The following is a 13,450-nucleotide window of genomic DNA, read 5'->3' as shown; positions in this document are numbered from 1 at the left end:
CTGCCATTCCACGGATCGCCGCGTAGGCGATGGTTGTGCAAGCTACGGTTCGATTCCTATTTCCGGCACCTCGAGCGAATCGCACAGGCGGCTTGAGGTTCGAATCCCTCCCTCTCCGCAACTCGGCGTGTCCCTACCGTCGCTGTGGTAGGCCATAGGTTGGGATGAGCTTGCGAGCCTCAACACCAGGAGATGTCCGTGCATCGATCTTGGGCTTCACTTCGCTCACCCCAACCTATGCACTATCTATAAAGCCTGGTTGTCGATGTGAGGCCACTGGCCAACTTCTTCACCGAAGGCATCCCATTGCTCTTGTAGCCGGGCCCGCTCGCCCTGCCATAGAGGTTGGTCAAGAAATTCAAATTGATCATATTGAGCAGTGGGCAAGATGTCACCTATGCCAGTAAAGCAAAACCACCGGCCGACAAACTCTGCGACCTCAGCAACCTGTTGCAACGACTGCTTCGCTTCGTTGGGGCCCCACTTGTCGATGACGCGCCCTTGCCGGCTTGCCTTGGTTGCCGCGTGGGCGAAGAAGATCGTGGCGTGATCTGCCACTTGATCCAACTGACCAAGCCTTTCTTCCATTCTTGAAAAGACATCCTCGCGGATCAAATCGTCTGGCGAGCGAGCGTCTGCGGCAACGCCGCTTAGCCAGTCAAACTCCTCATGCCGCTGTTCGGATGGCTCATACCGAAGCTCTCTAGGAACATTCACTCCACCCGGAGGCTGGGCATAGACGAACTCCCAGTATTTGTCGCGGATTTCCTCGTAGTCATACGGAAGCCCCGCGATGGTCTCGACATAGACAGTTCGTGTCAGATTGTCGCGGCTAGCCTTGATGTCTTGCAGTAAAGCCCATAAGGAATTGACACCACGCTTCCCCTTAAACGGCCCGCGGTCCACAAGGCGCCGGATGGCCAAGATAGCGTTAGCCCAATAGCCGCCGGCTAGGAGATCTAGCACCATCGAATTCAATTTCATGCGTCCCGCCTCATCTTGCGGAGCGTCGCGCACGATCTGAACGACAGTCATAAATGCAGCATAGTTCCAGGCGAAGTTCACCAGCGTAGGCAAGACTGCCTGCTCATCGCCTTCAAACGCTTGCTTCCAAGCTTCAACTCGTTCCTTCATAGAAGCTCTCCGGTCAGGATTTGAACCGAGCTGTCGCCCCACTGGCAGACCAGCTTTTGAAGAACACGATGGCGGATTCATAGTGCTGTTGAGTGGCCAGTGTGTTAGCGCTCAATGCTTCACCCTCCCAAGATCCATACTCAAACGGGCTCACGTTGTCTTGGAGCACCAGCCTCTCGATAGACTGGCCATCCTTGGCATCCACGGCTGCCAGCAGCTGCTGCACCTTCTGCGCTGCGATCTGCGCGTCGCGCGAAACCATTGGCGCTCTACCCAGCCTCTCAGGGCGAGCATTTAGATCAACACCCATCGCATTGAGAATATAAAGAATGGTGCCGAGCACCATGACCCCAATACCGATATACAAGACGGCAGTGAACGCCCAGTTTCCAAATAGAACGCCGGCAACGCCAGCGCCGATGACGAGCAAGATGAAGTTCCCGAAATCCGATGACTTGCTCACGATTCAGCGCTCATGGAAAAGTGGCTCAGGGCCCAGGTTTGATTAGAGCAGGATGCCGCACTTGCCCTTCCCCACGCACAACGAATCGCTCCACCGTCAGCGCCTCCAGCCCCATCGGGCCATAGGAGTGCAGGCGCGTCGTGGAAATGCCGATCTCCGCACCCAACCCCAGCTCGCCGCCATCCGAGAAGCGCGACGACGCGTTGACCATCACCACCGCTGACCGCAATGCGTTGAGAAATTTCTCCGCATGCGCGGGATCACGGGTGACGATGACCTCGGTGTGGTCGGACGTGTAATGGCGGATATGGGCGATGGCGGCATCAAGATCGTCCACCACGCCGACCGCTATCACCAGATCGAGAAACTCGGCCGCGAAATCCTCGTCCGTCGCAGTGACCCCGCCCGGCATCAGCGCCCGGGCCGCCTCATCCGCCCGGATCTCGACGCCGCGTACACGCAGCGCCTCCGCCGCACGCGGCAGGAACGTCGTCGCGATATCGCGATGGACCAGCAGCGTCTCCAGCGAATTACAGGCCGACGGCCGCGACACTTTGCCATCCAGCAGCAGGGCCAGCGCCAGGTCTTCGTCCGCGCCCGCGTCCACGTACTGGTGACAGACGCCCTTGTAGTGCTTGATCACCGGCACGCGTGCGTGTTCCGCGACGAACCGGATCAGCCCTTCGCCACCGCGTGGAATGACCAGGTCGATCACATCGCTGAGCTGGATCAGCTCCAGGATGGTCTCGCGCCGCAGATCCTCGACCAGCGTCAGCACCGCGTCCCGCAACCCGGCTTCGCTCAATGCGCGCTTCAGCGCCGCCGCGATGGCGGTGTTGGAATGGATCGCTTCCGAGCCGCCGCGCAGGATCACCGCGTTGCCCGCCTTCAGGCACAAGGCCGCCGCGTCCGCGGTGACGTTCGGGCGCGCCTCGTAGATCATCGCGATGACGCCGAGTGGAACGCGCACGCGTTCCACATGGATACCGTTGGGCCGGTCGTAGGCGCGGGTCACCTGCCCGACCGGATCCGGCAACTCCGCCACCTCGCGCACGGCCGCGGCGATGCCCTGCAGGCGGGACGCATCCAGCCGCAAGCGGTCCAGCATGGCGCTGCCGATGCCCTTCGCCGATGCCGCCTCGAGGTCGCGCGCATTGGCGGCGAGAATCGTGGCCTCATCGGCCAGCAGCGCATCGGCCATCGCGCGCAGCAGCGCGTTCTTCGCCTCCGTCGGCAGGCCCGCGATGGCGGTCGCCGCGTCGCGGCATTCCAGCGCCAACGTCTTGATGTCGGTCATGCGACCTCCTTGCTCACGATCGGTCATGGAACCCATGTCCTTGTAGGAGCGCCCTCGGGCGCGATGCTTTTCGATCTGAAATCCCGGGCAGGAGCATCGCGCCCAAGGGCGCTCCTACAAAATGCGAGCGATGCGAGCGATGCGAGCGATGCGAGCGATGCAGGCGATGCAGGCGATGCAGGCGATGCGAATGATGCGTGCGATGTGCGCGATGCGTTCGGTGCGTGCAGACGAACCATCACAGCAGCACCAGATCGTCGCGATGGACGACGTTCTCGCCGTAGGTATAACCGAGGATGGCTTCGATCTCGCGCGAATGGCGGCGCGCGATGCGGCGGATGTCGACCGCCGAATACTGGCTGACGCCGCGGGCGATGCGACGGTCGCCGGCCTCGTCGCGCAGCACCAGCTCGACCATGTCGCCGCGACGGAAATCGCCCTCGGCGGTCGTCACACCGCCCGGCAGCAGCGAGGCGCCCTTCTGCCCCATCGCATTCGCCGCGCCGACATCGACCACGATGGCGCCCGCTTCGACGGGCACGTTGCGCAGCCAGTACTTGCGCGCGGCCAGCCGGTTCTGCGCGGGACGGAACCGCGTGCCCAGCAACGCGCCCCGCGACAGCGCCGACACGGTGGTGGCCTGCGTGCCGTTGAACAGGAAGGTCTCGATGCCGGCCGCCGCCGCCTTGGCCGCCGCTTCCAGCTTGGTATGCATACCGCCGGTGCCCACGCCGCTGCCGGCACCGCCGGCCATGGCGAAGAACTCGGGGGTCAGCGCTTCCACGTCGAGAATCGGCTGCGCATCCGCGTGCGTGCGCGGGTTGGCGGTGTAGAAGCCGTCGATGTCGGTGGCGATGAACAGCGCATCGGCATCGATCAGCGCAGCGACGACCGCGGCCAGGTTGTCGTTGTCGCCGAGCTTCAGCTCGTCGACGGAGACGGTGTCGTTCTCGTTGACCACCGGCAACGCGCCCAGCGCCAGCAGCTCCTGCAGCGTGGCGCGCGCGTTGAGGTAGCGACGGCGGTTGCGCAGGTCGTCGTGGGTCAGCAGCACCTGCGCCACCGGACGGTCGAAGAAGCGCTGCCACAGCGCGATCAGCTGCGCCTGACCCAGCGCCGCCAACGCCTGCCGTTCGGCCATCGCCACGCCGGCCTGCGGCTTGCGATGCAGCAGGCCGCGTCCGGCGGCGACCGCGCCGGACGACACGATCACCACCTCGCGCCCGGCGGCGATGCTGGACGACACGAACTGCGCCAGGTTCAGCGCATGACGCGGGCTCAACCCCTCGCCTTCCGCCGCCAGCAGGCTGCTGCCCACCTTGAGCACGGCGCGACGCCAGGCCGGCAACGGTTGTTCGGAGAACGGCGGCGGCATGGCGAGGGTCATCGGGTCGCCTCAGTGGGTATTCCATTCGTGGACGGTGAGGTCGGAGGCGCCGGTCAGCGCCAGAGGATCGCGCGCGGCGATCGCCTGCGCCTCGTCCAGCGAAGCGACGTTGACCAGCACGTAGGCGCCACCGGTCTTGTCGCTGAAGCCGCCGGTCATTTCAACGTGCCCGGCGGCACGCAGTTCATCGAGGAACGCGAGATGCGGTGCGATCACCGCATCATCGAACGAGGGGCGACGCATCGCCATGACGAGGTAGCGGATCACAGCGCGTCCCAGCGGGCGAGCAGTTCGTCCAGCCGCAGGTCGGCGGCGGCGCCGGGCGACACGCGCGCAGCGAGGCTGCCTTCCGGCGTGCGTCCCTGCCCCGCGCTGTCGGCGGAGGCCGCAGCGGCCTTGTAGGCCTCGCGGAACGGCACGCCGGCAACGGCCGCCTCGACCGCGACATCGGTGGCATACATGCCGGAATCGATGCCGGCACGCAGCTTGTCTTCGCGCCACTCGAGGTTGGCCAGCAGCGCGGGCAGCAGTTCCAGTGCCGGCAGGCCACGGCCGAAGCCATGGAAGATCGCGCCCTTGCTGGCCTGCAGATCGCGGTGGTAGCCGGACGGCAGCGACAGCAACTGTTCGATCTCGCTGCGCGCCGCCGACACGCTGGCGTGGGTGGCACGCATCAGCTCGATGACGTCGGGGTTGCGCTTGTTCGGCATGATCGAACTGCCGGTGGTGTATTGCGCCGGCAGCGCGACGAAACCGAATTCCGCGCTGGTGAACAGCGACAGGTCCCAGGCGATGCGGCGCAGGTCCAGCGTGGCACCGCCGAGCGCTTCCAGCGCGGCCAGTTCGAACTTGCCGCGTGAGAGCTGGGCGTAGATCGGGCTGACCTGCATGCGCGCGAAGCCGAGTGCAGCAGTGGTGTGTTCGCGATCCAGCTTCAGGTTGACGCCGTAGCCGGCCGCGGTGCCGAGCGGATTGGCGTCGACCAGCTTCAGCGTGTCGCGCGCACGCGTGGTGTTGTCGACGAAGGCCTCGGCCCAGCCCGCCCACCACATGCCGGCCGACGAGACGACGGCCCGCTGGATGTGGGTGTAGCCGGGAATCGGCAGGTCGCGCTCGGCCTGCGCGCGGTCCAGCGCGACCTTGGCGATCTCGCGCGACAGCACCGCTACGCGCGCCAGCTTCTCCTTCAGCCACAGACGCGTGGCGACCAGGATCTGGTCGTTGCGGCTGCGGCCGGTATGGATCTTGCGGCCGGCATCGCCCAAGCGCTCGGTCAGGCGCGCCTCGATGGCGGAATGGCCGTCTTCGAAGCGCTCGTCGAGCACGAAGTCACCGCGCCGGAAATCCTCGGCTAGCGTCGCGAGTTCGCGCTTCAGCCCGGCCAGTTCGTCGCCCGACAGGATGCCGGTGCGCTGCAGGCCTTCGGCATGCGCGGCGCTGGCCTGGATGTCGTGCAGGAAGAATTCGCGGTCGAGCACCACGTCATCGCCGGCGAGGAAACGCTGGATCTCCGCGTCCACCGCCACGCCGGGTTTTTGCCACAACAAATCAGACATCGTGTCTCTCCGCAAGAAATTGCCGATCCCTCGCTCTTTTCCTTCTCCCTCCGGGAGAAGGTGGCCCAAAGGGCCGGATGAGGGTGCGGCGCGCTGGCTGCCTGCAGCTTCGCCGTACCCTCACCCCAACCCCTCTCCCGGAGGGAGAGGGGCTTTCAAACCTGTCCCGGATTCTCCGGGATAGCAGTGAACTCATCGAAGCCGAATGCCAGATTGAGGTTCTGCATCGCCTGCGTCGCCGCGCCCTTGAGCAGGTTGTCCAGCGTGGCGACCACGACCAGCCGCTTGCCGCCGGGCGCCAGGGTGAAACCACCGATCTCCACGCCATGCCGGCCGGCGATGCGACTGACCCAGGGTGCCTCGTCGAGGATGCGGATCAGCGGCTCGGTTGCGTAGCGTTCGCGATACAGCGCGCGGACCTCGTCGATCTTCATCGCCTGCTGCAGCCACAAATTGACCGTCATGGTGATGCCGCGGAAATGCGGCGCCACGTGCGGTATGAACTCGACCGGCACGCGAAGCTGCCGGCTGACCTCGCGCTCGTGCATGTGGTCGGTCAGCGCGTACGGCATCAGGTTGTCGCGCAGCAGCTCGGTGTTGTTCTTGTCGGACGGCGACGTGCCCGCGCCGGAATAGCCAGACACGCCGAAGCACTGCGGCGGTCCGGCCAGGCGACCGAGCAGCGGCGCAATGGCCAGCTGCATGGCGGTGGCGTAGCAGCCGGGGTTGCTGATGCGCTTCTCACCGGCGTACTTCTGCCGGGTCAGTTCGGGCAGGCCGTAGTACCAGTGTTCGTCGAAGCGGTAATCCGCGGACAGGTCGACCACGACGGTATCGGGTGCCTGCGCATCGATGGCGGCGACCAGCTCGACGGCCTTGCCGTTGGGCAGCGCCAGGATCACGGCGTCCGCGCCCTTGCCGCCGACCTGCTCGTGGCTGAGGTTCTCGTAGCACAGGTCACCGACGAACCCGGCGATATGGTCGCTGACCTTCTGGCCGGCGAGTTCGCGCGAGGACACGAAGGCCAGTTCAAGATGCGGATGGCAGGCGATCAGGCGAATCAGTTCCGCGCCGGTGTGGCCACGGGCGCCGACGATGCCGACGGTCTTCTTGTTGCTCATGGGGAATCCTGTTCGTGCTGCGCCAGCCTGGCCTGCAGGTTGCGTTTCACCGCGGGCCATTCGCTGTCGATGATGGAAAAGACGACGGTATCGCGCGGCGACCCGTCGGCGTGGCGCTTGTGGTTGCGCAGCACGCCGTCCTGCTTGGCGCCCAGGCGGGCGATGGCCGCGCGCGAGCGCTGGTTGAACCAGCTGGTCTCGAACACCACGCTGATGCAGCCCAGCGTCTCGAACGCGTGGGTGAGCAGCAGCAGCTTGGTCTCGGTGTTGATCCCCGTGCGTTGCACATCCGGCGCATACCAGGTGTAGCCGATGCTGAGCTTGGGTACATCCGCTTCCAGCCCGTAGTAGCGCGTGCTGCCCACCACGCGGCCATCGGCATCCAGCACCACGAACGGCAGCACGCGGCCCTCGGCCTGCGCCGCCAGCACCGCATCCACGTAGCCCGCCGCCTCGTCAGCCTTCGGCACACTGGTGAACCACAAGGCGGCCAGCGCATCGCCGGCCAATGCCGCGCGCAAGCCAGCGACGTGGTCACGCGACATCGGCTCCAGGCGGGCATGGCGACCCGCAAGAACGGGAACCTGCTGCCAGGCGGCGGGAAGGGACATGTCGGCCACGTCAGTCCTTCAGCGTCGGCAGCCGCGTGCGGCAATGCGCGACGCAGCGCTCGATATCGCCGAAAGCCTCGATGCCATACCAGAAGACCTTCCACTTCTCCTGCTTGTAGCAGCCGTCCGATTCGGCGTAGTAGAAGATGTTGACCGGGTTGTTGTGGCGCGAACGCCAGAACAGCTGCGGATTCTCCTCGCGCATCACGTGCCAGACCGCGCGGCCCAGGCCTTCGCCCTGCGCATCGTCCAACACGGCGAACTTGTCGAGATAGGCGAAGCCCTCTTCCTGCGTCAGGATCAGCGCGGTGCGGTAGTTCTCGCTGATGTAGACGCGGTACGGCGTGGTGCGCTCGAAATAATCAGGCAGCAGCGTCCGGCCGAAACTGGATTCGATCAGCGTCTTCAGGCGCGGCAGGTCCACGCCGTCCCAGCCATCCTGGAAGCGCAGCACGCGCTCGCCGCGGCGCACCAGCGTGCCGGAGCCACGGTGGGTGAACAGTTCCTTGGCCAGTTCGGCGGGCTTGGTGATCGACACCGACGAGGTCAGCGGCAGGCGGTCCAGCAGATCCTTGATCTGCTCGATCTTTACCCGCATGCCACCGTTGATCCACGGCTGCGCCATCAACTCGTCGTACTCGGTGGACAGGTTGATCGAGTCGATGACGCGACCTTCCGCATCCAGCAGGCCGCCGGTGCCGGTCAGGAAGATGATCTTGTACGGCTGCAGCACCTGCACCAGTTCGTTGGCGGCGAAGTCGGCGTTGATGTTGAGGATCTGCCCACCGATGGTTTCGCCCATGCTGGCGATCACCGGGATGGAGCCGGCCTTCAGGCTGGCCTCGATCGGCGACTGGTTGATGCGGGTGACATCGCCGACCAGCCCGTAGGTGGCCTGGTCCTTGTATTCGGCCTCGAACACGCCGGACACGATGGACGTGGCACGCGCGCCGACCTGCTGCAGCGCCTCGACCAGCGCCAGGTTCTGCTGCAGGAACACCTTGCGCACGATGGCGAGCACATCCGGCGTGGTCACGCGCAAGCCGTTGACGGTCTGCTTGGTGATGCCGGCGGCGGTCATCTCCTCGTCCAGCTGAGGGCCGGCGCCGTGCACGACGATGGGCGTCAGGCCCACTTCCTGCAGGAAGGTCAGCGAGGACGTCAGCGCTTCCAGGTCGTCGCGCAGCACCGCGCCGCCGACCTTGACCACGGCGAAGCGCTTGGCGTCCAGCTGCGAGAAGCGCTTGACGTACTGCGAGATCTCCTTCGCACTGGCCATGCTGGACAGCAGCCGGATGATGGTCTGGCGGGTTTGCTTGTTCGATTCCATGTCTTTGCTTGTCGTAGGGTGGGCCTTGGCCCACCGTCGTCATCGGGTTGCGCACGGAGGGCCGAGGCCCGCCCTACGGTGCTACTGGAGAATTCGCGCAACGCTCTCGGCATACCGCTGCAACTGCTCCAGCGACACCCATTCGTCGGCGGTATGCGCCTGGGCGATATCGCCAGGCCCGTAGACGAAGGCCGTCAGGCCGGCGGCCGAGAACAGCGAGGCCTCGGTCCAGAAGTCCACCGCGTTGCCGATCGGCAGGCCGAGTTCGTCGGCGAGGTCGCGTGCGGCCAGACGGCGTTCCTCGGCACGCGCGACGTCGCCGGACGGCAGCGACGGGCCTCGGAAGGTCTCTTCGTACTCGGCCAGCGCCTCGGCATTGGCGAAGCCGCGGAACGTGGCGTGCAGCTGGTCCATGTCCTGCGACGGCAGCGGACGGAAGCCGAAGCGGACCTCCGCACTCGGCGCGATCATGTTGGCCTTGATGCCGCCCTCGACCCGGCCGATGTTGAAGCGCAGTCCGGTCAGCCCGCCGAAACGCAGGTGATGCTGGTCCTGCACGAAGTCCAGCGCCGTCGTGCCCCAGCGCATCGCGTTGTGCAGCGCACTCAGCGACAGCGCGTTCTCGGCCGAGGCGTGGCCTGCCTGCCCTTTGAACGCCATGCGCACCGCGCTGATGCCGCGGTGCGCGAGCACGGCTTCACAGCGGGTCGGCTCGGCGATGATCGCCTCGCCGAAGCCATGGTCGCGCGCCAGGAACGCGGCAATGCAGCGCGCATCGTTCGCTTCCTCATCGGTCGTGAACAGGAACGCGGCATCGCCCTGCGTCACCTGCGTCACCTGCGCCGCCGCGACCAGCGCGGCGGCAGCGCCCTTGATGTCGCAGGCCCCCAGGCCGATGGCCCGGTCGCCTTCGATGCGCAGCACGTGCGGACTGGCGCTCCACGCCGGCGACGACGGCACCGTGTCCAGGTGCACGTTGAACACCCGCTTCGGCTGTCCGCGCACGGCGAAGAACGACACCGCGCCGGCACCGTGGTCGGTCACCTCGATGCGGAAGTCCGGCAGTTGCGCGCGCAGGTAATCGAAGATCCCGTCCGTGCCGATATCGCGTGGCGGATTGCGGGTATCGAACGACACCAGCTTTTCGAGATGTTGGAGAACGGATTGCAGCATGGTGTGTGTCCGTGGACCGTCGTCGTTTCAGTCGTCATCCCGGCGAAAGCCGGGATCCATCTTGCTCTTGCCTCTAACGCATCCGAGGCAGAATCAACGTGGATTCCAGCTTGCGCTGGAATGACGTGGTGAGTTGCAGCGTGTGCTCAGCGATTGATCTCGGCCCACAGGGTCGAGCTCATGCCGAACAGTTTGATGAAGCCTTCCGCCTCCTCCACGCCCCAGTCGGCCGACTGCGCGTAGGTCGCGCCCTTGGCGTTGAGGATGTGCGGCGACGTCACCGCTACCGCATCGACGCGGCCACCGCGGGTTTCCAGCACCACCTCGCCGTTGACGATGGACTGCGAGGACTGCAGGAACGCTTCCAGGTCCTCCTTCAGCGGATCGTGGTAGAAGCCTTCGTACACCAGCTCCACCCACTTGCGCGCGACCTCGGGCTTGAAGCGGTTCTGCTGCTTGGTCAGCACCGTCTCTTCCAGCGCGCGGTGCGCGGCCAGCAGCGACACCAGGCCCGGCGCTTCGAACACGATGCGGCCCTTCAGGCCGATCACGGTGTCGCCGGTATACACGCCACGACCCACGCCATAGGGCGCGAACAATGCGTTCAACTTCGCCAGCAACGCGGCGCCGGCGACCGGCTGGCCGTCCAGGCTGACCGCTTCGCCGTGCTTGAAGCCGATGGTCACCCGCAGCGGCGCCTCGGGCCACTCGGCGCGCGGCGCGCACCAGCCGCGCGCACCTTCGCCGGGCGCTTCCCACTTGTCGATCTCGCCACCGGACATGGTCAGGCCCAGCAGGTTCTCGTTGATCGTGTAGCTCTTCTGCTTGGCGCGCACGCCGAAGCCGCGTTCTTCCAGGTAGGCCTGTTCGTAGGCGCGCGTCTGCGTGTGTTCCTTCTGGATCTCGCGGATCGGCGCCACGATGCGGTAGTCGCCGCTGGCCTTGACCGCCAGGTCGAAGCGCACCTGGTCGTTGCCCATGCCGGTGCAGCCGTGCGCGATGGCGTTCGTGCCCAGTTCGGCAGCGCGCTTCAGCGCGGCGTCGACGATCAGGTAGCGGTCGGACACCAGCAGCGGGTACTGGCCCTGGTAGCCCTCGCCCGCCCACACGAACGGTTTGACGAAGCCGTCCCAGATGGCAGGACCGCCATCGACGGTGACGTGGCTCGCCACGCCCAGCTCGGCGGCACGCTGCTCGATGAAGGCGCGCTCTTCCGCATCCACGCCGCCGGTGTCGGCGAACACGGTATGCACGTTCCAGCCGCGCTCCTTCAGGTAGGGCACGCAGAAGCTGGTGTCGAGGCCGCCGGAAAAGGCGAGGACGATGTCTTTGGATTCGGAAGCAGTCATTTCTGAGGTCTCAAGTGATGTGCCCCCTCCCCCGCTTGCGGGGGAGGGTCGGGGTGGGGGCAATGGGACGAGGCCGAACTTTCCGGAGGCGGTTCGCCCCCATCCCAGCCTTCCCCCGCATGCGGGGGAAGGAGCAGAACCGGGTTACTTCACCAAGGCCGCCATGATCGCCTTCTGCACATGCAGGCGGTTCTCGGCTTCGTCAATGGCGATGCACTGCGGCGAGTCCATCACGCCGTCGGTGGCCTTGACGTTGCGGCGCAGCGGCAGGCAGTGGCTGAAGACGCCGTTGTTGGTCAGCGCCATCTTCCGTTCGTCGACGATGAAGTGCTGGTACTGGTCGCGGATCGGCTTCTCCGGCTCCCAGTTGCCGAAGAACGGCAGCGCGCCCCAGCTCTTGGCATACACCACGTCGGCACCGGCATAGGCGCTGTCGATGTCGTGGCTGACCGTGAGCGATCCGCCGCTCTCGGCGACGTTCTGTTCGGCCCAGCCCATGTAGCGCTCATCCAGCACGTAGTCCGGCGTCGGGCACAGCAGGGTCACGTCCATGCCCATGCGCGTGGCGATGGTCAGCGCCGAGTTGGCGACGGCAGTGTTCAGCGGCTTGGGATGGTAGGTCCAGGTGAGCACGTACTTCTTGCCGCGCAGAGCCTGCCCCGGACTTGATCCGGGGTCCAACTTCATAAAGTGTTCCTGCAGCGCCAGCGCGTGGGCCAGTTCCTGGCAGGGATGGGTGATCGTCTCCATGTTGATCACCGGCACCGGCGAGTACTTGGCGAACGACTTCAGCACGATGTCCTCGCGGTCGTACGCCCAGTCGACGAATTTCGGGAAGGCACGCACGCCGATCAGGTCCACGTAACGGCCCAGCACCTTCGCCACTTCGGCGATGTGCTCCTCGGTGTCGCCGTCCATCACCGTGCCCAGGTTGAACTCGATCGGCCACGCGTCCTTGCCCGGCTGCAGCACCACCGCATGGCCGCCCAGCTGGAACGCGCCCAGCTCGAAGCTGGTGCGGGTGCGCATGGACGGGTTGAAGAACACCAGCGCGATGGACTTGCCTTTCAGCGCGTCGCCCAGCTTGTGCTGCTTGTAGAGGGCGGCCTGCGTCAGCAGCGCATCGAGGTCGCTGCGGCTCCAGTCCTGCGTGTTCAAGAAGTGCTTCATTACGGCATCCTGGTGTCGGGAATGTGGCAAAACGGGCTTCGGAAACGAAAAAACCCAGCCTCTGGCTGGGTTCCGGTGAACAGGCGACGACGTCCGGGGTACCCAGCTAGAGGCAGGATTCCGGTCGACGCGCACGCGAGGTCATGCTCGAGGCCTGCGAGGCCGCGCTGTCAGCATGGGCGTGTGCGTTCATCTTCATGGGCGCGAATGCTCGCATGTGCTGCGGCGCAGCGCAAGGACGGATTCGGTTGCGTGTGCAACCGTGCACGAATCAGGGACCGCTGGCGGTCGGCTGGACCGGCGCCACGTAGGGCACCACGGAGATGCGGATGCGCAGGCGGTTGCCGGGATCTTCGGCCAGCCGCGAGCGGTACTTCACGCCCTTGTAGATATAGTCCACGTCGTAGGCGATGGGGCGCTGGAACTCGCGCTCGATCGGCACGATGCGGCAATTGACCTTGACCGCGGGCAGCGTCACCGGAGGCGTCTGCGCCGGCTCTTCATCGCCACCGAACCAGCCTCGCACCGAGCTGACCATCCGGCTCCAGCGACCCTCTTCCTTGGCTCCCTGCGCAGGCGCTTCGGCCTTGGATGCCGGTACTTCATCGCAACGCTGTTCGGTGCGGGTCGCCCGCAGGGTCTGGTATACCGGCTCCACGCCCAGCACCTGCGCATAATCCAGGCGCACGTTCTCCGTCGGGATCACCCGCTCCTGCGCCACGACCGGGGCGGCGAGCAGGAGGCAGGACAGGAAAAGGGTGGTGCGGAGGCGGGGCATGTGGCCTGCAAGCGGTATCCAGGGGGCCCAGTGTAAGAACCACGCCTTGAGTCACGCTGAACATCGGCCGCCCCCAAGCCC

Annotated in this window: 13 protein-coding genes; all 13 read right to left on the bottom strand. The window is 65.6% G+C overall.

The genetic code is table 11. The features are described from left to right. Window positions 1-246: 246 nt before the first annotated feature. The 13 genes from CSC78_RS12610 to CSC78_RS12550 all read right to left on the bottom strand — a co-directional run bounded on the left by CSC78_RS12610 (window position 247) and on the right by CSC78_RS12550 (window position 13,369). Window positions 247-1,134: a hypothetical protein gene (locus CSC78_RS12610; protein ID WP_162338213.1), complete on the bottom strand. Its 888-nt coding sequence runs from the start codon at window positions 1,132-1,134 to the stop codon at window positions 247-249. Window positions 1,135-1,147: 13 nt separating this feature from the next. Continuing rightward, a complete protein-coding gene (locus CSC78_RS12605) occupies window positions 1,148-1,597 on the bottom strand; it encodes a hypothetical protein (protein WP_162338212.1) in 450 nt (149 codons plus the stop codon). Between the two features lie 25 nt (window positions 1,598-1,622). After that, window positions 1,623-2,894 carry a glutamate-5-semialdehyde dehydrogenase gene (locus tag CSC78_RS12600; protein WP_162338211.1) on the bottom strand — a complete coding sequence of 424 codons (1,272 nt, stop codon included), beginning with the start codon at window positions 2,892-2,894 and terminating at the stop codon, window positions 1,623-1,625. Between the two features lie 238 nt (window positions 2,895-3,132). Continuing rightward, window positions 3,133-4,281: a glutamate 5-kinase gene (proB, locus tag CSC78_RS12595; protein WP_162338210.1), complete on the bottom strand. Its 1,149-nt coding sequence runs from the start codon at window positions 4,279-4,281 to the stop codon at window positions 3,133-3,135. Between the two features lie 9 nt (window positions 4,282-4,290). Beyond that, complete coding sequence (locus CSC78_RS12590) at window positions 4,291-4,530, bottom strand: YciI family protein (RefSeq protein WP_162338270.1); 240 nt, start codon at window positions 4,528-4,530, stop codon at window positions 4,291-4,293. Window positions 4,531-4,544: 14 nt separating this feature from the next. Next, the gene (gene argH / locus CSC78_RS12585) at window positions 4,545-5,837 is read right to left on the bottom strand and encodes an argininosuccinate lyase (protein ID WP_162338209.1); all 1,293 of its coding nucleotides are present in this window, start codon (window positions 5,835-5,837) and stop codon (window positions 4,545-4,547) included. 155 nt (window positions 5,838-5,992) lie between these two features. After that, complete coding sequence (gene argC, locus CSC78_RS12580) at window positions 5,993-6,958, bottom strand: N-acetyl-gamma-glutamyl-phosphate reductase (protein ID WP_162338208.1); 966 nt, start codon at window positions 6,956-6,958, stop codon at window positions 5,993-5,995. After that, window positions 6,955-7,569 carry a GNAT family N-acetyltransferase gene (locus CSC78_RS12575; RefSeq protein WP_162338207.1) on the bottom strand — a complete coding sequence of 205 codons (615 nt, stop codon included), beginning with the start codon at window positions 7,567-7,569 and terminating at the stop codon, window positions 6,955-6,957. The genes argC and CSC78_RS12575 overlap by 4 nt, the downstream gene beginning before the upstream one ends. 10 nt (window positions 7,570-7,579) lie before the next feature. Next, on the bottom strand, window positions 7,580-8,899 hold the full coding sequence (locus tag CSC78_RS12570) for an acetylglutamate kinase (protein ID WP_162338206.1): 1,320 nt from the start codon (window positions 8,897-8,899) through the stop codon (window positions 7,580-7,582). An 81-nt stretch (window positions 8,900-8,980) separates the two neighbouring features. After that, a complete protein-coding gene (locus CSC78_RS12565) occupies window positions 8,981-10,072 on the bottom strand; it encodes an acetylornithine deacetylase (protein ID WP_162338205.1) in 1,092 nt (363 codons plus the stop codon). 146 nt (window positions 10,073-10,218) lie between these two features. After that, window positions 10,219-11,421 (bottom strand): argininosuccinate synthase, encoded by a 1,203-nt coding sequence (locus CSC78_RS12560; protein ID WP_162338204.1) that lies wholly within the window; start codon window positions 11,419-11,421, stop codon window positions 10,219-10,221. Window positions 11,422-11,565: 144 nt separating this feature from the next. Then, entirely contained in the window at window positions 11,566-12,591 is a 1,026-nt protein-coding gene (locus CSC78_RS12555; RefSeq protein WP_162338203.1) for an N-acetylornithine carbamoyltransferase, read from the bottom strand. A 271-nt stretch (window positions 12,592-12,862) separates the two neighbouring features. After that, a complete protein-coding gene (locus CSC78_RS12550) occupies window positions 12,863-13,369 on the bottom strand; it encodes a hypothetical protein (protein WP_162338202.1) in 507 nt (168 codons plus the stop codon). Between the last annotated feature and the right edge of the window lie 81 nt (window positions 13,370-13,450).

Origin of the sequence: Pseudoxanthomonas japonensis, assembly GCF_010093445.1 — a bacterium.
In the GTDB taxonomy this organism is placed as follows: domain Bacteria; phylum Pseudomonadota; class Gammaproteobacteria; order Xanthomonadales; family Xanthomonadaceae; genus Pseudoxanthomonas_A; species Pseudoxanthomonas_A japonensis.
The sequence above is the reverse complement of the archived record's forward strand: the minus strand, read 5'-3'. Positions and strand labels throughout refer to the sequence as shown.

Excerpts from the sequence above, each read along its gene's own strand:
- CSC78_RS12570 (WP_162338206.1), bottom strand. The coding sequence starts at position 8,899 with ATGGAATCGAACAAGCAAACCCGCCAGACCATCATCCGGCTGCTGTCC.
- CSC78_RS12590 (WP_162338270.1), bottom strand. The coding sequence starts at position 4,530 with ATGGCGATGCGTCGCCCCTCGTTCGATGATGCGGTGATCGCACCGCAT.
- CSC78_RS12565 (WP_162338205.1), bottom strand. The coding sequence starts at position 10,072 with ATGCTGCAATCCGTTCTCCAACATCTCGAAAAGCTGGTGTCGTTCGAT.
- CSC78_RS12610 (WP_162338213.1), bottom strand. The coding sequence starts at position 1,134 with ATGAAGGAACGAGTTGAAGCTTGGAAGCAAGCGTTTGAAGGCGATGAG.
- CSC78_RS12550 (WP_162338202.1), bottom strand. The coding sequence starts at position 13,369 with ATGCCCCGCCTCCGCACCACCCTTTTCCTGTCCTGCCTCCTGCTCGCC.
- CSC78_RS12575 (WP_162338207.1), bottom strand. The coding sequence starts at position 7,569 with ATGTCCCTTCCCGCCGCCTGGCAGCAGGTTCCCGTTCTTGCGGGTCGC.
- CSC78_RS12560 (WP_162338204.1), bottom strand. The coding sequence starts at position 11,421 with ATGACTGCTTCCGAATCCAAAGACATCGTCCTCGCCTTTTCCGGCGGC.
- argH (WP_162338209.1), bottom strand. The coding sequence starts at position 5,837 with ATGTCTGATTTGTTGTGGCAAAAACCCGGCGTGGCGGTGGACGCGGAG.
- proB (WP_162338210.1), bottom strand. The coding sequence starts at position 4,281 with ATGACCCTCGCCATGCCGCCGCCGTTCTCCGAACAACCGTTGCCGGCC.
- CSC78_RS12555 (WP_162338203.1), bottom strand. The coding sequence starts at position 12,591 with ATGAAGCACTTCTTGAACACGCAGGACTGGAGCCGCAGCGACCTCGAT.
- argC (WP_162338208.1), bottom strand. The coding sequence starts at position 6,958 with ATGAGCAACAAGAAGACCGTCGGCATCGTCGGCGCCCGTGGCCACACC.
- CSC78_RS12600 (WP_162338211.1), bottom strand. The coding sequence starts at position 2,894 with ATGACCGACATCAAGACGTTGGCGCTGGAATGCCGCGACGCGGCGACC.